Genomic DNA, 21747 nt, shown 5'->3' on the forward strand with positions numbered 1-21747 from the left:
ATTAATCTACTTCAAACCATATGGCTTTATTGGCGTAGGCTGGGTTTTTAACCCAGCTTTAGAACTAAACAAGATATTGTATTTATAAACAGTGAGTAATGATTGTAGTAAGTGGCATTAATTAGATAGCAATTTAACTGCCTTCTTCAACAAAAGGTATTAAACCATCTCGGCGCATCCACGTCGCAATCGAATAGCGCTGACGATGGGCGATTTGCACTTGATGTTGTAAGTCACTGTCAAATATTACCAGTCGATTGGCAACAGGCATCACATTATGATGGACACCGTGTTTATCAACAACTTCTAATGCGCCGCCGTCACTGGTTGCCCATTCATCATTCAAGTAAAACACCGCTGAAATAACGCGTTCATCACGACCAGCGGGATTGTCACTGTGCCATTGATAGCCGAAGCCCACCGGATAGCAGGCGTAATGTGCTTCACTATGGCGAATACCGGCAAACAAACTGCGATTAAACAGCATGCCAAGCGCATTGATACTTTGTATATAAAAATAGCCTGCAAAGAAGTTCTCAGTGATCCAGCGGATGCGATCACCACGTATATCACTGATACGCACACCCGCCGTTAGCTCTGCATCACGATAGTCAATAAAACCGCTTTCCGCTTGTAAGGCTAATAATGCTGTATGCTCAAATATGTCATCGATAACTATCCAACCATCATCCACGAACTTATCAAGTTGCGTATCCGTCAGCTTATCTTCCCAGCTCACATCAAAGTCGGACATTTGCAAGACATGTTGGGTTGCCAACTTATTGCTCGTTTTATCGCTTCCCATATCAGCGCATGGCGCAAGTAATGGCGGATTATCAGGACCTATCGGATGATCAACCACCAGCTCTGTCACATTTAGGTTGCTAATAATCTTCGTCATTTCACCTCGTTCTTTTGTTAATAATGAATCAATCATCAAATAACTATCAATTAGTCATTAATCATTTGGTGTTTATAGCCTTTTTGTTGAAGCTACTTACCAAAACCACATTATCTTTTACTCTGCCTATGCTACCATAGATGCAATTTTTCTTATTTAAACTTTTGAGATTATGAACTATAAACACGCCTACCACGCTGGTAACTTTGCTGATGTGGTTAAACACATTTTATTAGTACAACTACTTAATCAACTGGGTCAAAAAGACAAGCCTTTTTATGTGCTTGACGCTTATGGCGGTCGAGGACTGTATTCGCTTAGCAGTGAAGAGGCGCGCAAGACAGGGGAAGCCAAAGGCGGTATTCAGGCTTTGTTAAAAGCGGATACCGAAAAAGCACCAGCTGCTGTCAAAGATTATATGGAAGGCATCAAGCAAGCCAAATTCACTTACGACAGTAAAGTCTATCCTGGTTCGCCTTGGTGGATTGCTCATCATATCGAAAAGAACTCAGATGCTGGCGTTCGTGGTGAAGCATTTGAGGCGAAAGCCAGTGAATATGATGCGCTTAACTATCAATTGCATAAACTGCCAATCGGTATCCAGCATCGTGATGCCTTTGAAGGTATTACGGCGGTTATTCCGCCAAAAGAAAAGCGTGGTCTTATTTTTCTTGATCCTCCTTATGAGCAAGAGCATAAAGACTTCACGCGCCTTATCAATCTGCTAGTCGCTGCTTATAACAAGTGGCCACAAGGCACTTACGCATTATGGTTCCCAATCAAGAATGTCGAAGCGGTAGAGCTGTTTTATAAGAAGCTGAAGCGTACTGAGATGAGACGTCAGCTGGTCTGTGAGCTTAATATCTATCCTAATGATGTTGCGGTTGGTCTTAATGGTACAGGTATGCTCATTATCAATCCGCCATGGCAGTTTGATAACCAAGCGCGTGAGATATTGCGTTTCCTACAGCCTGCTCTAAAAGTAGCTGATGCTCCAGACTTAACTCCTGATAGTGCGACCAGTGTACGCTGGCTAGTTGGCGAATAAGGATAGCGTTATGACGACTGAGCAACCACCCCATAAGAGCCTAAATGATAGCGCAGCTACTCAGCCGCCTTTTGTTGACGAGCATGAATTCAACATTCGCTTAGCGGATAATGACAATTATGATGGTTTGACTTTTGAGGTGATTGAAACAGAAGTTGCAGAAGGTAAACCTGTGGTCAGTCGCGGTGTCTATTTGGCACCCAATTTGATTACAACCTTATCGCTATTGTCTGGTTTTTACTCGATTCTAGCCAGTACCCAAGGCGAATTTTATAAGGCATCTTTAGCGATTTTCTTATCGGCTATCCTCGATGGCGCTGATGGTAGAGTCGCGCGTATGCTGAATGCGCAAAGCCCTTTTGGTGAGCAGTATGATTCTCTCGCTGATATGTTAGCCTTTGGCGTTGCACCGGCTATCTTGATTTATAGCTTCGCTTTAGAGCCTTTGGGTCGTATTGGACTTGGTTGCGCTTTTGTCTTTACCGCTTGTGCCGCTTTCCGCCTCGCACGTTTTAATGTTCAGGTTGGAATTGTCGATAAAAAGTACTTTGTAGGTTTGGCAAGCCCACTTGCTGCGATTTTGGTAACAGCTGCTGTGATGGTTGCCGTCGATCACAACGAGTGGGTCGGGCAGTATGATACGCAGGTCATGTTATTATTTGCTGCTTGGGTAGTCATTTGCGGCTTGTTAATGGTTAGTAATATAAAGTACTACAGCTTTAAAGAGTTCGATAAAAGAAAAGTCCCGTTTGTGGTTCTTATTGTAGGTGTATTAGTCATGAGCATCGTGCTGTATGACATACCCGTAGGTATTTTAGCGATTGGTATCATTTATGCTTTGTCGGGTGTATTTACCACTCTAAAGGCCAAAGCCGGACATTAATATGATTGGAAGATTCTGCTGTATCTCTTATAAGAGTTAAGAATGTAAGACATAGACTCAAAAAAACCGCTTATTTTTAATAGGCGGTTTTTTTGTGCGTTTTATTTGGTAAGAGGGGTTTTTATACATGGCTATAAGTTTTGGTCTTTTCGGCTCTCAATAAATCTGCTTTAAGCCATGTTTCAATTCATCATATCCCGCCTACCGTTTATCTGCAAAATGGTGTTTTATCTTTACATATAAATAGTATTTTTGATACATTGGAAATATAAGTTTACAAATGTATACATACCTATTTTTTTATCTATCTCATAGCCTTTCTCTTTTTTTTAAAATTAATATTGTTAGTTAGCATCTTGAAAACGGTTTTACTTAATTTTAACAGCACAATCCATCCGTTATTTATTTGGTACAACAAAACATAGCTCTCCTTTATACGAAAATCTAATCAACCATCTTACCAATAATGCTACATACACATAGGATACATCGATGTTAAACCATGTCTACCGCGTTGTCTTTAATCGTTCTACAGGTTGCTATACAGCCGTTAGTGAAATCAGCAAGTCAGGTGGAAAATCCAGCAATGGTTCAGGTCACATTGGTACAATAGGTGCGTTGCCATCCGCGACCTTAGGTACGTTACTACGTCGAAGTGCTATAGGTATTGCCATTGCTGGAGTGCTGGGACTGACGGCGATGAGTAGTCAGGCAGAAGTGTGTTGGACAGATGGTCCTGTAGCAGAGAGTAGTTCAGCTCCATTACCTGATTCTATAGCTTGTGGTTTTTTGAACAAAGCATCAGGCGACCGCAGTACTGCGATAGGCTTTAATAATACATCTTCAGGTTTTTCTAGCTCAGCAATGGGCCATAAAAACGAAGCATCAAATCTATATAGCTCAGCGGTAGGCAACACTAATACTGCTTCTGGTGAAAGCAGCTCAGCCATGGGTGCTGGCAATAGCGCCTTAGGTAATGCTAGTTCGGCTATAGGGTCGCAAAACACTGTTGATAAGTTAGGAAGTTCAGCATTGGGCATACTAAACCATGTGAACAATACTTATAGTACGGCAGTAGGTTCTAGTAATACAGTAAATGGGCAAATGGCTTTGGGAGCGGGGCATAATAACATAGCTTCTGGCCGATTCAGTTCAGCAATAGGTTACTTCAATACCTCTGCAGGTGATTATAGTTTAGCAATAGGTAGTGACAACTCAACTGCTCAGGAGCGTAGTACAGCAGTAGGTAGTCTAAACGTAGCCTCTAAGCTGCATAGCTCGGCAGTAGGTAGCGAAAATACAGCCTCTGGAGATCGTAGCTCAGCCATGGGTAATCAGAACACAGCATCAAACTCCTTTAGCAACGCATTAGGTATTGGCAGTCAAGCCACAGGCGCTGGTGCAACGGCGATAGGTAGCGGTAAAGCAAATGGTATGGTTGCCAGAGTTGGCACTACCATCCAACAAGCCTTTACAGAAGCAACCACGCAGATTGAAACAGACACTTATGGTCGTCGATTTAAAAAAGACGGTTCTGGTGTTGCAATCTATGAATTTGTACTTACAGACTATGAATCTCTAGGATTAGGGGCTACAGCAAGTGGTATCCGAGCTGTTGCTATTGGTGGAAGCAGTACAGCTTCAGGTAATTCAAGCTTAGCATTGGGTACTGGAAACAGAGCTTTAGGTAATGACAGCTCAGCAATGGGTCGTGCCAACTTCGCTTCAGGTGTTAACAGCTCAGCGTCAGGCTACCTTAACCAAGCTTCTGGTAACAACAGCTCAGCTGTAGGTTATAGCAATATAGCATCAGGCTATACCAGCTCAGCACTAGGTGGTTATAGTAGAGCCACTGCTAGTGGGGCTACTGCAATAGGTAGTGGCAGTACATTTGCAGTAGCTGCTGTTGAAAATGCCACTGTGCAAGCAGAATTTACGGCTGCAGCTGCACCGATTGAGACAGATGCTCGAGGCCATAGATTTAAAGCAGATGGCTCTGGTGGGGCAATCTATGAATTTGCACCCACAGACTATGAAGCATTAGGTATTGGTGCTACGGCAAGTGGCATTCGAGCAGTTGCGCTTGGTACTAATGCAGTGGCTGATAAGCGTGATAGCATCGCTTTGGGTAGTAAAAGTGTCACTACCGTTGGTGCTGGCGTGGCAGGTTATTCAGCTAATGGCGATACCAATCCCATTTGGCAATCTACTCTTGGTGCCGTTAGTGTTGGTGATACGAGCAATGCTAACTCTAGCCAATGGCAGACCCGTCAAATTACAGGCGTTGCTGCAGGTACATCCGATACTGACGCTGTCAACATTGCTCAGCTAAAGAAGGTCGAAACAACAGGTTTGTCTCATTTCAGTAGTGTAGCAACTGCTCTAGGTGGGGGTGCGCAGCTTAACGGTATGGGTGTATTTCAAGCACCTAAATATCGAATAAATAATGCAGACTACAGCAATGTGGGTGCAGCGTTTAATGCGGTTGACGGTAAGCTGACTGACTTGCAAACACAGATAGATACTATTGAATTAACACCCGGATCTAAAGGTGATCAGGGTGAGAAGGGAGAGACTGGTTCACAAGGCCCAGCAGGCCAAAACGGTACTGATGGTTTAAATGGTATCAACGGTACAGACGGAGCTGATGGTGCTCAAGGTCCAGTTGGTCTACAAGGTCAAGTTGGTCCGCAAGGCTCGGCAGGTCAGGACGGTACAGACGGTTTAAACGGTTTAAACGGTTTAAACGGTTTAAACGGTTTAAACGGTACTGATGGTTTAAATGGTACTGATGGTGCTAAGGGAGACAAAGGTGATTCAGGTATCAGCGAAGAAGCTAGAGTTGAATTAGAAAACAAAATTGAAGAAAGCAAAGAGCGCTTTGTCAGTATCAACACTTCTGGTACTAAGATAGAAGTTGACTACAATAATGAAGGAGCTACAGGCAACGGTTCAATAGCAGTTGGTGTCAATGCCAAATCTGCTGGTCAGGATAGTATTGCAGTTGGTACAGATTCTAAGGTAACAGGCAATCAGTCTCTTAGTGTTGGCGTAGGTAATATCGTTTCAGGCGACAAGTCAGGTGCAATTGGTGATCCAAGTATTATCGGTGGCGATAGCAGTTATTCATTGGGCAACGACAATATTATTGGCGATACTTCTAACAACGTTTCTGTAATAGGTAGCAACATAAAAGTAGGTGCAACATCTGCTAGTATCGTAGATGGCAATCCAGTCTTCACTGGAGTAACTGATGCTTCAAACTCTGTCGCTATCGGTGAGTCAGTGAACGTTCAAGCCACAGACGCAGTAGCTATCGGTGCTAATAGCAGTGTAACTCATAGCAATGCCGTTGCATTAGGAGCAAACTCACAATCAACAGCAGACAATACGGTATCGGTAGGCAATGCAAACACTCAACGCCGAATCACCAATGTCGCCGCTGGTATCAACCCAAATGATGCGGTGAATGTATCTCAGCTCAACCAAAATCGTGCTGAAGCAATGGGCTATACAGACAGAAGAATAAATGATCTCGAAGGAGAGACTCATTCAGCAGTTGCAGGTGCACTCGCATTCGGTGCTCTACGTTATCCTAATGTTCCTGGCAAAGTTAGCGTAGGTCTTGGTGGAGGCACGTGGGAAGGCGAAACAGGATATGCTCTAGGCGTAGGCTACACCACATCAAACGGACTTTTCTCTATCAGTAGTGCTTTCGGTGGTAGCGGCAGTCAACAAGGTGGAAATGTCGGAGTAAGCTATACCTTTGATTAAAGCCAGTTTTTAATTGAGTATGCATATATTTGAGCCTACCTTCTTTATGATGGTAGGCTTTATCAATTGGTGTCATTGGCTAATGGTATTTGAAGAATAAAAAATAATTTTTAATATTAAGCTATTGATAAATATAGAGGTATTTCTTTAATGTTAATTGTGTAAAAATAAACTCATCAACCCCCTTGACCCCCATCTTAAACCGCGTATAATGCGTCCCAGTCGGAAGGGAAGGCAGTTTAATAAGTGGTTCACCACTTATTGAGAACGCTTCTAGGTAAATTACTTTTAATTCAGTTTAAAATAAAATAATTTACTGCTTGACACTTCGTTAAAAGGGTCTATAATACGCCCCTCAATGAGACAAACGGCAATGATTGCAGTGTATTATTACACAACAATAACCCAATTAACTTATTGAAACGAAACGAAATAAAAGCTTGACAAATCAAATCATTATGATATGATAGTCAGCTCGCTTCAAGGCATAACCCATATGGTTTAAGTTGATGAAGTGGAAAGCAATACCCTATATATCAACTACTGGACGACAGTAGATTGACACTATTTAAAAGCATAACTAAAGAACAACTTGTGTGGATTTTTGCTGATTCAGAATGCTAAAAAATAAAGTTGACTATCTTTTCTTTTCGGGAAGATTATTAACTATAAAAATTATCATTTAAGACAGCAGAAAAACTCAAAGTTAATTCATTACGAACATAATTTTTAGCGATTTGCCAGATTAAATGAGCCAAGTTTAGAAGTCTCTTTAAAGGACTTCATAGCAAGATTAAACTGAAGAGTTTGATCATGGCTCAGATTGAACGCTGGCGGCAGGCTTAACACATGCAAGTCGAGCGGTAACATTTCTAGCTTGCTAGAAGATGACGAGCGGCGGACGGGTGAGTAATACTTAGGAATCTACCTAGTAGTGGGGGATAGCTCGGGGAAACTCGAATTAATACCGCATACGACCTACGGGAGAAAGGGGGCAGTTTACTGCTCTCGCTATTAGATGAGCCTAAGTCGGATTAGCTAGATGGTGGGGTAAAGGCCTACCATGGCGACGATCTGTAGCTGGTCTGAGAGGATGATCAGCCACACCGGAACTGAGACACGGTCCGGACTCCTACGGGAGGCAGCAGTGGGGAATATTGGACAATGGGGGCAACCCTGATCCAGCCATGCCGCGTGTGTGAAGAAGGCCTTTTGGTTGTAAAGCACTTTAAGCAGTGAAGAAGACTCCGTGGTTAATACCCACGGACGATGACATTAGCTGCAGAATAAGCACCGGCTAACTCTGTGCCAGCAGCCGCGGTAATACAGAGGGTGCAAGCGTTAATCGGAATTACTGGGCGTAAAGCGAGCGTAGGTGGCTTGATAAGTCAGATGTGAAATCCCCGGGCTTAACCTGGGAACTGCATCTGATACTGTTAGGCTAGAGTAGGTGAGAGGAAGGTAGAATTCCAGGTGTAGCGGTGAAATGCGTAGAGATCTGGAGGAATACCGATGGCGAAGGCAGCCTTCTGGCATCATACTGACACTGAGGCTCGAAAGCGTGGGTAGCAAACAGGATTAGATACCCTGGTAGTCCACGCCGTAAACGATGTCTACTAGTCGTTGGGTCCCTTGAGGACTTAGTGACGCAGCTAACGCAATAAGTAGACCGCCTGGGGAGTACGGCCGCAAGGTTAAAACTCAAATGAATTGACGGGGGCCCGCACAAGCGGTGGAGCATGTGGTTTAATTCGATGCAACGCGAAGAACCTTACCTGGTCTTGACATATCTAGAATCCTGCAGAGATGCGGGAGTGCCTTCGGGAATTAGAATACAGGTGCTGCATGGCTGTCGTCAGCTCGTGTCGTGAGATGTTGGGTTAAGTCCCGCAACGAGCGCAACCCTTTTCCTTAGTTACCAGCGGGTTATGCCGGGAACTCTAAGGATACTGCCAGTGACAAACTGGAGGAAGGCGGGGACGACGTCAAGTCATCATGGCCCTTACGACCAGGGCTACACACGTGCTACAATGGTAGGTACAGAGGGCAGCTACACAGCGATGTGATGCGAATCTCAAAAAGCCTATCGTAGTCCAGATTGGAGTCTGCAACTCGACTCCATGAAGTAGGAATCGCTAGTAATCGCGGATCAGAATGCCGCGGTGAATACGTTCCCGGGCCTTGTACACACCGCCCGTCACACCATGGGAGTTGATTGCACCAGAAGTGGATAGCTTAACCTTCGGGGAGGCGTTCACCACGGTGTGGTTGATGACTGGGGTGAAGTCGTAACAAGGTAGCCGTAGGGGAACCTGCGGCTGGATCACCTCCTTATAGATGGCATTCGGTCAGCAAGAATTCACAACAAGTTGTTCTTTAGTTTAAGCTAGTTTATTAAAGCCTAGGCGTGATATATATGCGCTCTATAGGCCTGTAGCTCAGCTGGTTAGAGCACCGTGTTGATAACGCGGGGGTCGGCAGTTCAAGTCTGCCCAGGCCTACCATTATTTCAGGGGCCATAGCTCAGTTGGTAGAGCGCCTGCCTTGCACGCAGGAGGTCAACGGTTCGACTCCGTTTGGCTCCACCATATAATAAACTATTCTTTAGTATGCAAATAAATAAGTAGATGTATAAATAGAAACAAGTGATTCAGCCAATAGGCATTGATTACTTCTTTCTGTTTTATACAGAATCTGTGACTCGACGAGAGCACAGAGACTATTTAAAAACATAGATATGAGTCTGGGTTAGGAACACGTGTTCACGCGTTGTTTCTAACCTTAATAATCGACCTCTTAACGACATCAGTTGTTATCCCAGGGGTTGATTATTAAAAAAGTAAAGAGAACTGAATCAAGCGTATAAACATAGGTGATATCGTTATCATAATTAGATTGTAGAACACTTAGGAATCTAACTCTATTTATAGAGAAAGACTACTTGGGGTTGTATGGTCAAGTAATGAAGCGCACATGGTGGATGCCTTGGCAGTCAGAGGCGATGAAAGACGTGACAGCCTGCGATAAGCTTCGGGGAGGCGGCAATATCCTGTGATCCGGAGATTTCTGAATGGGGAAACCCACTTACCATAAGGTAGGTATCTTGTACTTGTACAAGAAGCGAACGAGGGGAAGTGAAACATCTCAGTACCCTTAGGAATAGACATCAAATGAGATTCCCCAAGTAGCGGCGAGCGAACGGGGAGAAGCCGATTAGTGCTAATGTAGAAGAACAGCGTGGGAAAGCTGACCGTAGTAGGTGATAGTCCTGTATTCGAAACATTAGCGTTAACATATTAAGTAGAGCGGGACACGAGAAATCCTGTTTGAAGATGGGGGGACCATCCTCCAAGGCTAAATACTCCTGACTGACCGATAGTGAACCAGTACCGTGAGGGAAAGGCGAAAAGAACCCCTGTGAGGGGAGTGAAATAGAACCTGAAACCGTGTGCGTACAAGCAGTGGGAGCCTTAATTTATTAGGGTGACCGCGTACCTTTTGTATAATGGGTCAGCGACTTATGTTCTGTAGCAAGGTTAACCGTTTAGGGGAGCCGTAGGGAAACCGAGTCTTAATAGGGCGTTTAGTTGCAGGGCATAGACCCGAAACCGAGTGATCTATCCATGAGCAGGTTGAAAGTGCCGTAACAGGCACCGGAGGACCGAACCCACTGTCGTTGAAAAGCCAGGGGATGACTTGTGGATAGGGGTGAAAGGCTAATCAAACTCGGTGATAGCTGGTTCTCCCCGAAAGCTATTTAGGTAGCGCCTCGGACGAACACCATTGGGGGTAGAGCACTGTTTCGGCTAGGGGGTCATACCGACTTACCAAACCGATGCAAACTCCGAATACCGATGAGTGATATCCGGGAGACACACAGTGGGTGCTAACGTCCATTGTGGAGAGGGAAACAACCCAGACCGCCAGCTAAGGCCCCAAATTCCTAGTTAAGTGGGAAACGAGGTGGGAAGGCATAGACAGCTAGGAGGTTGGCTTAGAAGCAGCCATCCTTTAAAGAAAGCGTAATAGCTCACTAGTCGAGTCGGCCCGCGCGGAAGATGTAACGGGGCTCAAACTAGGAGCCGAAGCTGCGGATTTGAATTTGTTTTCAAGTGGTAGGGGAGCGTTGTGTAAGCCTGTGAAGGTGTATCGTAAGGTATGCTGGAGGTATCACAAGAGCGAATGCTGACGTGAGTAACGATAATGCGAGTGAAAAGCTCGCACGCCGGAAGATCAAGGGTTCCAGTCCAACGTTAATCGGGGCTGGGTGAGTCGACCCCTAAGGCGAGGCCGAAAGGCGTAGTCGATGGGAAATCGGTTAATATTCCGATACTTGTTTATAATGCGATGGAGGGACGGAGAAGGTTATGTCAGCCTGGCGTTGGTTGTCCAGGTGAAAGGATGTAGGTTTATAGCTTAGGTAAATCCGGGCTATTTTATACCGAGATCTGATAGCAAGCTGTACTTGTACAGCGAAGTGGCAAATACCATGCTTCCAGGAAAAGCTTCTAAGCAATAGTTATAAACGAATCGTACCCTAAACCGACACAGGTGATCAGGTAGAGAATACCAAGGCGCTTGAGAGAACTCTGCTGAAGGAACTAGGCAAAATGGTACCGTAACTTCGGGAGAAGGTACGCTGTTGATGGTGATAGGACTTGCTCCTTGAGCTGTTGGCAGTCGCAGATACCAGGCTGCTGCAACTGTTTATTAAAAACACAGCACTCTGCAAACACGAAAGTGGACGTATAGGGTGTGATGCCTGCCCGGTGCTGGAAGGTTAATTGATGGGGTTAGCGTAAGCGAAGCTCTTGATCGAAGCCCCAGTAAACGGCGGCCGTAACTATAACGGTCCTAAGGTAGCGAAATTCCTTGTCGGGTAAGTTCCGACCTGCACGAATGGCATAATGATGGCAGCGCTGTCTCCAGCAGAGACTCAGTGAAATCGAAATCGCAGTGAAGATGCTGTGTACCCGCGGCTAGACGGAAAGACCCCGTGAACCTTTACTACAGCTTTACATTGAACTTTGACCTGACTTGTGCAGGATAGGTGGGAGGCTTTGAAGCCGAGACGCTAGTCTCGGTGGAGCCAATCTTGAAATACCACCCTGGTCATGTTGGGGTTCTAACTCAGGTATAACAATACCGAGGACAATGTATGGTGGGTAGTTTGACTGGGGCGGTCTCCTCCTAAAGAGTAACGGAGGAGTACGAAGGTGCGCTCAGACCGGTCGGAAATCGGTCGTAGAGTATAAAGGCAAAAGCGCGCTTAACTGCGAGACCCACAAGTCGAGCAGGTACGAAAGTAGGTCTTAGTGATCCGGTGGTTCTGTATGGAAGGGCCATCGCTCAACGGATAAAAGGTACTCTGGGGATAACAGGCTGATACCGCCCAAGAGTTCATATCGACGGCGGTGTTTGGCACCTCGATGTCGGCTCATCTCATCCTAGGGCTGAAGCAGGTCCTAAGGGTATGGCTGTTCGCCATTTAAAGAGGTACGCGAGCTGGGTTTAGAACGTCGTGAGACAGTTCGGTCCCTATCTACCGTGGGCGTTGGAAATTTGAGAGGATCTGCTCCTAGTACGAGAGGACCAGAGTGGACGAACCTCTGGTGTTCGGGTTGTCACGCCAGTGGCATTGCCCGGTAGCTACGTTCGGATGGGATAACCGCTGAAAGCATCTAAGCGGGAAGCCCACCTCAAGATTAGATTTCCCTAAAGAGCCGTTCAAGACTAGGACGTTGATAGGCAGGGTGTGGAAGCACAGCGATGTGTGTAGCTAACCTGTACTAATTGCTCGTTTGGCTTGACCATACAACACCCAAGTGGTTTGTATACAAGTCTAATTAATCTATCTTGTATGAGCTGTAGTGGCTTATAAAGTAAGAATATTTCGATATCACCTTAAACCTTGATTCAGTTAGGTTTATGTTGACAGGCCTCAAGTAATATTGAAGTCATAAGAACAACAACAGACTCATATCTAACCCCCTTTGCTGACGACAATAGCACGATGGCCCCACCTGATCCCTTCCCGAACTCAGAAGTGAAACATCGTTGCGCCAATGGTAGTGTGGGTCCGCCCATGTGAGAGTAGGTCATCGTCAGCTCTCTATTCCTGAAACCCCCCCAACGTTAATTCGTTGGGGGGTTTTCTTTGTGGGTGATTATCTGAGTTTTTAGCTACATCTATATGTTTAATACTTTACCTTTAACTCTATTCCGCTATTTCATCATCTACAGGTTCGAAAGAGTGCATGGTGCGACTTTTATTGTTATATTATTGTTCTGAGATAATGGTATAAATTTTAAGATAAAAAATTATTATATTTTCGGGAGAAATCATGGACAAAATGAAGCGATACGAACTAATTAACCAATTACTTATTCTAGAAAAGCTTTATCCAGAAGATACTGATTATTACGTTAAAAATAGAAAGGCGCTTGAAAATGGATATGAGCTTCATTATTCTTGGTTAACTGAGAACATCAGTGATGGTCTTTCTAAAGAACAGTGTAAGGAAGTTCTTGATATTCTCGACATGTACAGATCTTTCACTTTCTCTTGGCAAAGATTGCATGAGAATGAGAAGATACCTGATAAGTTGAAATTCATAGGGTTTGATGGTAACTACGAGACGGAGCTAATGGGGTACGTCCAATACTTTATAATCGAACTAGAAAGGTTTAATGAACTAACATATGGAAAAGAACATCCTTATTTTAATAGTCATACGCCAATGCTTGAAAAATATAGAAGAATGCTTGCTCTTTGGAAGCAATATGACTTCGATCTAACTGAAGATCAGATCGGCTTAATTTTGGAGGCGTAAATGGAAGTGGCAATGGCAATATTATCAATTGTTGGAACACTTGCTTCCTTTTACGGTGCGTGGATAGCATGGAAGCAAGCTGGAATATCAAAGTCAGCAGCTGAATTGGCTAGTAAGATAAAGAAGCAATTAATAAATCATAGAAGAACTTCAGAGCTTTCTGAATTGCAGGTTCATATAGAGTCAACAAAAAGAACGTTTTTAAAATATGGTTCAGCTGAGCCATCAAGCCTTACTGGTATAAAGCATAGTGCTGATGCTGAAGTCGCTTTGGAGTTCATTCATAATCTTAAATCATTACGAGAATATTTTTCTGCTTCAGAAGGAAATGCTGCAGATGATGCGTTCGATGAAATAAATGCAGAGCTAGGTAAATTTAAGTCGGCTAGAACTTCAAAAGACATATCAGATATTGGTGAATCTATTTTAAATAAAGTAGTTATGTTTTCGCCAATACTCAGAAAAGAGCTCACAGAGCAAAAGGAAAGCTCTGTTGAATAAATACAAGCAGGTAACACTGCTGTGTAGTCTTCACTGGGCTCTGAACTTAACTTATATATATATTTATTTATCTGAAATATTGAGTACATAAATGAGTGAGATTACAAAGTTAATTCGAATGGATTTCATGCAAAATGTAAAAGATAAAGTTGACAGGCAACATGAGAAAATTAAACCATCATTTACTGATTTGGAACTTTCAAAATTAATTTATAGAGAGCAACTAAACCCAAATAATGAGAAACTAATTGCTGCTCATATACAATCAATTAAAAGGCAGTTAGATAGACTTTATACCGAAGATTACTTCAAAACAGATGAAATATTTCTTGAGTTTGCAAAAAGTATTACCCTATTTAATCAATTTACTAAAACGCTTCAAATCGATGGCGGTACATATGGCGATAACTTTATTACCAGCCAAGATTTTTATCTAGATGCTGTTAGATCTTGCAAAAAACATGTGCCTAATTTTTATCAAGGAAGTATTGATTTTGCTTGTATCCCTTTGAAAATAAGGCTTTCAATAGAAATTTATTTTAAAAATATGATTGGCTATTTATCCTCTTCACAGAAGCTTCTAACTGGTAAGAGAAAGGGAGAAGTAACCTTATACCCTCTTTCAATTTCTAGTTTATTACTTTTTTTTTCGGACGAAAAATATAAGAAATACTGCAAGCTACCAATTGATATAGAAATTTTAAAAGATATAAATTTTTGGTCAAATAGCCTTGTTCATACTGGGGTCATTAGCTTTGCTTGGCAAAACTTAGAAGCCGTAGAAATTTTAAATTCATTATTCTATACTAAGCATGAAAATGGTAATATTAATCTTGAAGGTTTCAATTATCTATCACCAAATTATAGTCAAAATAGCTTAGAAAAAGATCTAAATAATTTTTTATCTGATAGAAAAAAAGAAGTTAGTGTTAAGCTATATCCATTTTCTGAAAAACCAATTGAAGGTGCTTTTTATTATCCTAGAAAAATAAAAATTTTATCTAAATGATGCTTATTGCTTATCCAATTAAGGCATCTAGCATGAAATCTTTTTTAAAAACTTCTAAGAATAAAGTCTAAATTTTGAGTAACTAGTCTGAATTATATATTATCTATCATTGAGATATTTAAAATATTTTGATAATTCTAATCCAATAACAATAACTAATAGAGAGAAAACAATGACAACTTCAAAAGTAACTTACCAAGGTGACCTGCGTACTACAGCTATTCATTTGCAGTCAAACAATGAAATTATCACTGATGCGCAAACAGTGATGCCTTTTTATCAACGGATCTATTAGCGACTATTTCAGTAAGTTGCATGCTGATGATTATTGGTATCAAAGCTCGTGATATCGATATTGCAGGCACTACTGCCTAGGTTACCAAAGTCGTGGCAGCTGAACCAAGAAGTGTCAGTGAGGTGCATGCAGTTAGTATTGAGGCAGCTTGTGATGTTTAAAACAAGCTTTGCCGTCAGCCTGTTTTAATTAGTTATATCTCACTTTTTTAAAGAGCTTTATGTTTGGTTTAATAGGCGGGATAGAGCTAGCTGAAAACAATAAAGCTTGCCAAAACTGAATTCTGGTAAGCTTTATTGCTGTTAAAATGACCTTCACATATGAGATGCTTCTATATATAAGATACTTTAAAAATCAATTAGCTAGACATAAAGCCTAAATCCCAATTATTGAACTTGTGTAGGTTAGGCGCTACCATTGTCAGATTGTTATCTGAGACGCCAAACCATTTAGCCAAAGTCGCTGAATACTGATCAATAGATGTCGTAGGTAACCATGCGCCTTCACCGACATCAATGGCTGTATCTAGACCTATCTCTGGTGCTTCACCATAAAAATCTCTGCCTTTCACTGCGCCACCCATAATGAAATGGTGGCCTCCCCAGCCATGCTCTGATCCGTCACCATGGCTATTAAAAGTTCGACCGAACTCTGACATAGTGAAAGTAGTGACATTCTGAGAAACTCCCAATTCCTCAGTGGCTTCATAAAAACTTCCTAATGCATCGTCAAGTAGACGCATCAACGTACTATGTCGTCCAAGTAGATCATTATGGGTATCGAATCCTTTAAGCTTTACAAAGAATATCTGACGTTTGACACCCAGCGTATCTCGTGCTTTGATAAGTGATGCTACTGTTTTTAGCTGTTGCGCTAATGCATTTTCAGTGGCAAATTCAGTTGAAATAGTTTTTGCGTCTTCTATAGCTGATAACATCATTGATTCGTTAGTAGAATCGGTAACTGCATTGTCGTCAGATGAAGTGAATAAATTACTCAGTGCTTCTGAAAAGCTCATTGCATCAGATCCCTGGGATCCTTCTTTATTACTCCCAGTACCTTTGATACCATAAGGAGTAACTTTCAATGGATTGGTATTTTCGCCTGTCAGAAATAAAGTATCATTATCGGTACCAACACAAGAAAATGCTCCATGCGAATTTTGTTTTAGTATTGCATCACCAATTTTTCCACCCCAGCCTTCTCTAAAAGAGTCCGAAGCTGTGCTTTGCCAATTTTGCTTTTGAGTAAAGTGAGAAAACAAACCTCTGGGTAACGCTACTGACCGATTTTTATACTGATCTAATGAAGTAGGCTGTACTAAAGACCCTACATTCTGTAAGACTGCCAATTTTCTTAGGTGAAATAAGCTGTTTAAACGCTTGAGATTGGGATTAAAACCCCATTTCAGACCGCCAGCTAGATTAGTTGCAGGTATTAAAGGTAATAAAGTGGATTGATCCAAAGCGATATCTTGACGTATCTTACGGTAAGTTGCATAGTTGGATGTGTCGATGGGAATCAAAGTGTTGGCTTGATCGTTACCTCCGTCTAATAGAACACAGACCAAGGCTTTATAATCTGAGTCTGTCGTTGCCGCTGTTGCTTTGTTCATAGCTGATAAGTTGATAGCCATAGGAGTAACAACACCAGCACCCGCTAAATAGCCTAAACGCTGTAAAAAGGCTCTTCTTGATAATTCATTCATGATAACTTTCCTATAATCTTTATTACTTTATGACTTGTTAAAACATTGACCTGCGATACTACTAAAGAAAGATATCATCAACTAACATTACTATTGCCTAATACATTTTCGACATTGATATTAGTTGAAGAGTTAATATTGAAATTTGTAATTTCATCGCCAACTTTAGTATCAATATTTCTGACAACACAATCTTTGCCAAGGGTAATTAGCCAGCTAAAAGCCTTTATAGTATCTAGTGTAATATTCTCAAACGTACAGTCTTCAAGTATCTTCTCATACTCTGATGTCATAATGACGCGGTTATTATATGTACCACCTTCAACATTAATACCTCTAAATACTTTCTGATCAGACTTTGATTTCAGACTGATGTACGGGGCATCTCCATTATGATTACCTTCCTTGATCATAAGACAGTTACGAACAGTAATATCAAAGTAATTGCGATTGTCACGATTGTTATCTTGTACTATGACCCGTCGGCCTCCAGATGAGTCGCTAGCATTGATAAACTCAATGTCTTCATATAGTACATTGCCCCATTGATGAGAAGAGGTAGGTGGTTCAATATCAGCAAGGTATAAACCGCCATAGGTCGGTTCAGAATCACTTCCTCTAGGGTTTGTAGAATAGACATACGCATCTTTTTCGAATCGAACGATGCCGTTCTTAAGTGTTATACCAAGGCCTGATGCGATAGTTAAACAGTTTCTGTTAGATGGACCTATTCTGAAATCACTAGCTTCGAAGTTCATTTCACCGTCGCCACGTATGTATAAGCTATCGTATATCGCTCCTTCAGACGTAAAGTTACTAAACTTACAATTTTTGCCCCATATCCACATGCAATAGATAGAGGTGGCCAGTGGGCTGTTAGTGTCAGAATGCTTTATGGTTTGGCCTCTAAAATGAACGCCAGTAGCTTGAAAGCCATTACCTTCTTCACGGACTTCAAGCACTGCTGATCTAGATTTAGCATAAAAGTAGGTTTCACCCGTACCGAACAGCCGAATATTGGGCACTCTAGGTTCTAGCGCTACCTCATATTTACCATCTGGGAATATAATATTGGCACCTCCGCGCTTAGCTGCATCCTCAAGCGCTTCTTCAGGCGTATTATAATTATTCTTATAATAGATGGTATCTTGATTAGGGTCAGGGTATACGCCCTCAAGATCTTGATAAGGCAGTACTTCGCCACCCTTTACAAACGTACGATTATGCTCGTAGGCATGGCCACCATTCATATTGAGGCGCGCATAGTAAGCATCTCTAGGGGTAATAATAGTTATACTTTCTGAATATCTGTCTATTGCGGATACCCGTTTGATAAACCTCTTGTTTCCATCGTAATAGGCAATACTATTAAACGTATCAAGACCTCTGCGTTGTTCGCTAAAGATGGTATATGCAGCATTTGGCTCTACTTTAATAAAGTCGGATACATCATAACTAGAAGTACTAATAATGCTACCATCGCTTTTGATAACCTTACCTTCTGTGACCGTATCTAAATTTAACAAATTCTGGCTAACACTCATAAACATTCCATTCATTAAGATAATTTCGTTTTGCATAAATTCGTTTTACATATGTTGAGGAATTAATGCTTAATTTTGACTGTAGTATCGGGATTGTGAGTATAGACTAGCTTTCTTTCTATAAAACCCATAACAACTAGGAAATTGTAGCAATCAAGTTTTGATAACCATACTTATTTGCATAAGTCTTATACCACTGTAAGATAGTGTAATGAGATCATTCTATATAAGCACTGCCACTAGCAGGTATAACAATTAAGACAAACAACTAGCAAAGAGAACCCTATGACAACCTCAAAAGTAACTTACCAAGGCGATCTACGAACCCAAGCTATTCACTTGCAATCAAATGATGAAATCATAACCGACGCGCCAACTGACAATCAGGGTAAAGGTGAAGCGTTTTCGCCAACGGATCTGCTAGCGACCAGTTTGGCCAGTTGTATGTTGACGATTATTGGTATCAAAGCTCGTGATATGGAGATTGATATTGCAGGCACTATCGCCGAAGTTACTAAGGTTATGGCAGCTGACCCAAGACGAGTCAGTGAAGTACATATTGCTATTAATTTTAACCAAGAGTTAGATGATAAAACGCGAAAAATATTCTATAACACCGCGCTAACTTGTCCGGTTGCTAAAAGCATCCATTCTGATATTATTCAGAAAGTGACTATTAATTCCAAAAACTAGTAACCTCTATAATGGTGATTAATATGGCTACCAAAACTTTACTTATCATTGCGCATGCACCGTCGCCCAATACCAAAAAATTGGCGCAAGCTGCCTACGACGGTGCTAATCATCCTGATATAGATATTAATGTCATCCTAAAATCGCCACAGGACACCCAGCCTGAAGATGTGTTGGCAGCAGATGCATTATTATTAGGAACGACTGAGAATCTAGCTTATATGGCAGGGCTGACCAAAGACTTCTTTGATCGATGTTATTACCCTGTACTAGAAGAAAAGCAAGGCATGCCATTTGCGTTATATATTCGAGCTGGACAGGATGGTACGGGTACCAAGCTTGCTATGAAGACGATTACCACTGGACTGCGTTGGGAATGGATTCAAGAGGCGCTAATCTTAAAAGGTGATTGGCAAGACGGCTTCACTGAGCAAGTAGAAGAGCTGGCGATGACGCTTGCAGCTGGAGTAGAAGCGGGTATTTATTAGTTTTAAAGCGTTTAGCTACTATTTGTGAATGTTCAACACGCTCTAATATCGCGATATCAATAGTATAAAAATTAGGATGTTAATAATGGATAATAATATTAATACTGATTCTATGTCTGCTGCTGCACTGCCATACTCTCAAGCTTGTGAGAATAACAAGCATCCAATTTTATCTGTTTTGCAAAAAGAGTTAAAAGACTCTTTGAATGTGCTGGAGATTGGCTCAGGTACTGGTCAACATAGTGTTTATTTTGCACCAAGATTAGCGCATCTAACATGGCAAACCAGTGATGTTGTCAATAATCATGTAAGTATCAAAGCTTGGCATGCTGAATATCCTGCGGCTAACTTATATGCACCTCTTGCTTTTAATTTAGCTCATGACTTAGTGCCAGTTAATAATGCTATTGATACGCCTTACGATGCAGTATTTACTGCTAACACCCTGCATATCATTGCTTGGTCTTTAGTTGAGCAGTTATTTACTTTGGTCGGAAATATACTACCTGCACACGGAAAGCTGATTGTATATGGACCATTCAACGAAAATGGACACTACACCAGTGCCAGTAATCAGCAGTTTGATATCAGCTTACGGCAGCGTGACGCACAGAGTGGCATTCGCAATTTAGAAGATATAACAGATTTAGCAGAACAAAATCATTTAACATTAAATGAGAAGTATGCGATGCCTGCGAATAACCAGCTATTGGTCTTTCAGAAAACAAGCTAAGACAAGGGTTGTATAGGAAGTTATGTTGCACCCGAAAAGTTGAAAAGGCATCAAGATAAAATCATTTAATTCTATCTTGATACTCTACATATGATAGATATCTTGTTGTTTGGACTGACACAATTTATTCTAATTATTTATATTCTTCTGCTAAAAAATCTAAATAACGCTTCCAAGAGCGTTCATCGGCACGTTTATCATATCTATCACTCCCGAATACACTAAAGGCATGTGGCGCACCACTATAAGTTACCATCTCATGTGGTACCTTAGCAGTCTCTAACGTCTTACCCAAAGTGGCAAAGCTCTCAAGGGATACAGATTCATCAGCAGAGCCGTGGAAAACTAAGATTTCTCCAGTGGTATTATCATAACTTTGTCCCGTTGGAATATCAAAAGCACCATGGAATGGTACAAACGCTTTTTGCGGGAAGCCTGAGCGTGCTAGCTCTAAAGCAACCGTACCGCCAAAACAATACCCCATTGTAGTGCCTTTACGCACATCGTTACCTTGTAGTCGTCCGGCATTCAGTGCACCTTGTAGCAAGCGGCGCATCTTGCTACGATCGTCATATAATGCTCCGGTTAAGCGTTTGTTTTCTTCAATAGAAGTAGGGTGAATGCCTTGCCCAAACATGTCTGCTGCCAACACGTTATAGCCTTCAGTTGCTAACATATCAGCGCGTTTACGCTCATAGTCTGTCAACCCATCCCAATCATGAATGAGTAAAATAAAAGGCGCATTAGGTTTATCGGCTTTAGCGTAATAACCTTCATATACTTGGTCATCAACCTTATAGGTAACGTTTTTGGTAGTAATGGCTGCAGCTGTTTGGCTAAAAGTGAGCGCCATCAAACCTAATGAAGTTCCCAGCATTAATGAGCGATAGAGGTTCTTAGAAGAAGAGTCAGATGTGGTTGATGATGTTGGTAACGGTGACATAATAGGTAGCCTCATAATTTGATAAGAGAGAGATAAATATGTGGCTAAGAATAATGTCCATTTATTTATCATCGGTGTGTAATCCTTCATAAAATCATACCTTAAAGAAGATCTACATTACAAGAATCGATTTCTAAGACGTAGGCTAAAGAAATAAGGTCTTTCTATTTAAAATGCATAAACTTTAACTAAATATCAACAAGGTTCACTATATACACCACTTAGTTTTTGGGTAATATAACTCGTAAGCTTATTATTTCTTTATCTTTTTAATAATCGGCAGTGCTAAAACACAGACAACTAATAGACATATGAAGTCAAAATTATCTCCAAGGATACTAAACCTGTGTAAGCACTTTATTAATGATTTCAAAAGAGGTCATTTTACTCATTA

At 41.7% G+C, this 21747-nt stretch carries 14 protein-coding genes, 2 tRNA genes and 3 rRNA genes; 15 read left to right on the forward strand and 4 right to left on the reverse strand.

Going from position 1 to position 21747, the window contains the following annotated elements; genetic code table 11:
• Positions 1-133: 133 nt before the first annotated feature.
• The gene (locus tag AK825_RS03205) at positions 134-901 is read right to left on the reverse strand and encodes a 2OG-Fe(II) oxygenase (RefSeq protein ID WP_068038970.1); all 768 of its coding nucleotides are present in this window, start codon (positions 899-901) and stop codon (positions 134-136) included.
• A 172-nt stretch (positions 902-1073) separates the two neighbouring features.
• Here AK825_RS03205 and rlmJ point away from each other — a divergent pair, with 172 nt between their 5' ends.
• From rlmJ to AK825_RS14955, 12 genes are all read left to right on the forward strand, one after another.
• Complete coding sequence (rlmJ, locus tag AK825_RS03210) at positions 1074-1949, forward strand: 23S rRNA (adenine(2030)-N(6))-methyltransferase RlmJ (protein ID WP_068034688.1); 876 nt, start codon at positions 1074-1076, stop codon at positions 1947-1949.
• A 10-nt stretch (positions 1950-1959) separates the two neighbouring features.
• Positions 1960-2832 (forward strand): CDP-diacylglycerol--serine O-phosphatidyltransferase, encoded by an 873-nt coding sequence (pssA, locus tag AK825_RS03215; protein ID WP_227514107.1) that lies wholly within the window; start codon positions 1960-1962, stop codon positions 2830-2832.
• 492 nt (positions 2833-3324) lie between these two features.
• The gene (locus AK825_RS03220) at positions 3325-6606 is read left to right on the forward strand and encodes an ESPR-type extended signal peptide-containing protein (RefSeq protein ID WP_068034690.1); all 3282 of its coding nucleotides are present in this window, start codon (positions 3325-3327) and stop codon (positions 6604-6606) included.
• Between the two features lie 795 nt (positions 6607-7401).
• Positions 7402-8940, forward strand: a 16S ribosomal RNA gene (locus AK825_RS03225).
• Between the two features lie 93 nt (positions 8941-9033).
• Positions 9034-9110, forward strand: a tRNA-Ile gene (locus tag AK825_RS03230).
• An 8-nt stretch (positions 9111-9118) separates the two neighbouring features.
• Positions 9119-9194, forward strand: a tRNA-Ala gene (locus tag AK825_RS03235).
• A 365-nt stretch (positions 9195-9559) separates the two neighbouring features.
• A 23S ribosomal RNA gene (locus AK825_RS03240) occupies positions 9560-12420 on the forward strand.
• A gap of 181 nt (positions 12421-12601) precedes the next feature.
• Positions 12602-12716, forward strand: a 5S ribosomal RNA gene (rrf, locus tag AK825_RS03245).
• Together the 16S, 23S and 5S rRNA genes with 2 tRNA genes alongside form the textbook arrangement of a ribosomal RNA operon.
• Positions 12717-12950: 234 nt before the next feature.
• The gene (locus AK825_RS03250) at positions 12951-13439 is read left to right on the forward strand and encodes a YfbU family protein (protein ID WP_068034692.1); all 489 of its coding nucleotides are present in this window, start codon (positions 12951-12953) and stop codon (positions 13437-13439) included.
• Complete coding sequence (locus AK825_RS03255; protein WP_068034695.1) at positions 13440-13940, forward strand: hypothetical protein; 501 nt, start codon at positions 13440-13442, stop codon at positions 13938-13940. It begins immediately after the preceding gene.
• Between the two features lie 91 nt (positions 13941-14031).
• Positions 14032-14949, forward strand: coding sequence for a hypothetical protein (locus AK825_RS03260; protein ID WP_068034697.1), 918 nt, complete (start codon positions 14032-14034; stop codon positions 14947-14949).
• A gap of 172 nt (positions 14950-15121) precedes the next feature.
• Positions 15122-15244, forward strand: a complete 123-nt coding sequence (locus AK825_RS14955; RefSeq protein ID WP_264753637.1) for a hypothetical protein — start codon at positions 15122-15124, stop codon at positions 15242-15244.
• Positions 15245-15602: 358 nt separating this feature from the next.
• Here AK825_RS14955 and AK825_RS03270 read toward each other — a convergent pair whose 3' ends face one another.
• Both AK825_RS03270 and AK825_RS03275 read right to left on the reverse strand, forming a co-directional pair.
• Entirely contained in the window at positions 15603-16952 is a 1350-nt protein-coding gene (locus tag AK825_RS03270; protein WP_068034699.1) for a DUF1501 domain-containing protein, read from the reverse strand.
• 77 nt (positions 16953-17029) lie between these two features.
• The gene (locus AK825_RS03275; RefSeq protein ID WP_068034701.1) at positions 17030-18496 is read right to left on the reverse strand and encodes a hypothetical protein; all 1467 of its coding nucleotides are present in this window, start codon (positions 18494-18496) and stop codon (positions 17030-17032) included.
• A 285-nt stretch (positions 18497-18781) separates the two neighbouring features.
• On the opposite strand from AK825_RS03275, the gene AK825_RS03280 reads away from it, so the two are divergent.
• The 3 genes from AK825_RS03280 to AK825_RS03290 all read left to right on the forward strand — a co-directional run bounded on the left by AK825_RS03280 (position 18782) and on the right by AK825_RS03290 (position 20410).
• Entirely contained in the window at positions 18782-19189 is a 408-nt protein-coding gene (locus AK825_RS03280; RefSeq protein WP_068034703.1) for an OsmC family protein, read from the forward strand.
• Between the two features lie 23 nt (positions 19190-19212).
• Positions 19213-19677: a flavodoxin gene (locus tag AK825_RS03285; protein ID WP_068034705.1), complete on the forward strand. Its 465-nt coding sequence runs from the start codon at positions 19213-19215 to the stop codon at positions 19675-19677.
• 76 nt (positions 19678-19753) lie between these two features.
• Complete coding sequence (locus tag AK825_RS03290; protein WP_203226487.1) at positions 19754-20410, forward strand: DUF938 domain-containing protein; 657 nt, start codon at positions 19754-19756, stop codon at positions 20408-20410.
• A 133-nt stretch (positions 20411-20543) separates the two neighbouring features.
• On the opposite strand, the gene AK825_RS03295 is transcribed toward AK825_RS03290, so the two are convergent.
• Positions 20544-21353, reverse strand: coding sequence for a dienelactone hydrolase family protein (locus AK825_RS03295; protein ID WP_203226488.1), 810 nt, complete (start codon positions 21351-21353; stop codon positions 20544-20546).
• Positions 21354-21747: the final 394 nt, after the last annotated feature.

The organism is Psychrobacter sp. P11G5 (assembly GCF_001593305.1).
Classification (GTDB): Bacteria; Pseudomonadota; Gammaproteobacteria; order Pseudomonadales; family Moraxellaceae; genus Psychrobacter.

Excerpts from the sequence above, each read along its gene's own strand:
- AK825_RS03205 (WP_068038970.1), bottom strand. The coding sequence starts at position 901 with ATGACGAAGATTATTAGCAACCTAAATGTGACAGAGCTGGTGGTTGAT.
- rlmJ (WP_068034688.1), top strand. The coding sequence starts at position 1,074 with ATGAACTATAAACACGCCTACCACGCTGGTAACTTTGCTGATGTGGTT.
- pssA (WP_227514107.1), top strand. The coding sequence starts at position 1,960 with ATGACGACTGAGCAACCACCCCATAAGAGCCTAAATGATAGCGCAGCT.
- AK825_RS03220 (WP_068034690.1), top strand. The coding sequence starts at position 3,325 with ATGTTAAACCATGTCTACCGCGTTGTCTTTAATCGTTCTACAGGTTGC.
- AK825_RS03250 (WP_068034692.1), top strand. The coding sequence starts at position 12,951 with ATGGACAAAATGAAGCGATACGAACTAATTAACCAATTACTTATTCTA.
- AK825_RS03255 (WP_068034695.1), top strand. The coding sequence starts at position 13,440 with ATGGAAGTGGCAATGGCAATATTATCAATTGTTGGAACACTTGCTTCC.
- AK825_RS03260 (WP_068034697.1), top strand. The coding sequence starts at position 14,032 with ATGAGTGAGATTACAAAGTTAATTCGAATGGATTTCATGCAAAATGTA.
- AK825_RS14955 (WP_264753637.1), top strand. The coding sequence starts at position 15,122 with ATGACAACTTCAAAAGTAACTTACCAAGGTGACCTGCGTACTACAGCT.
- AK825_RS03270 (WP_068034699.1), bottom strand. The coding sequence starts at position 16,952 with ATGAATGAATTATCAAGAAGAGCCTTTTTACAGCGTTTAGGCTATTTA.
- AK825_RS03275 (WP_068034701.1), bottom strand. The coding sequence starts at position 18,496 with ATGAGTGTTAGCCAGAATTTGTTAAATTTAGATACGGTCACAGAAGGT.
- AK825_RS03280 (WP_068034703.1), top strand. The coding sequence starts at position 18,782 with ATGACAACCTCAAAAGTAACTTACCAAGGCGATCTACGAACCCAAGCT.
- AK825_RS03285 (WP_068034705.1), top strand. The coding sequence starts at position 19,213 with ATGGCTACCAAAACTTTACTTATCATTGCGCATGCACCGTCGCCCAAT.
- AK825_RS03290 (WP_203226487.1), top strand. The coding sequence starts at position 19,754 with ATGTTAATAATGGATAATAATATTAATACTGATTCTATGTCTGCTGCT.
- AK825_RS03295 (WP_203226488.1), bottom strand. The coding sequence starts at position 21,353 with ATGTCACCGTTACCAACATCATCAACCACATCTGACTCTTCTTCTAAG.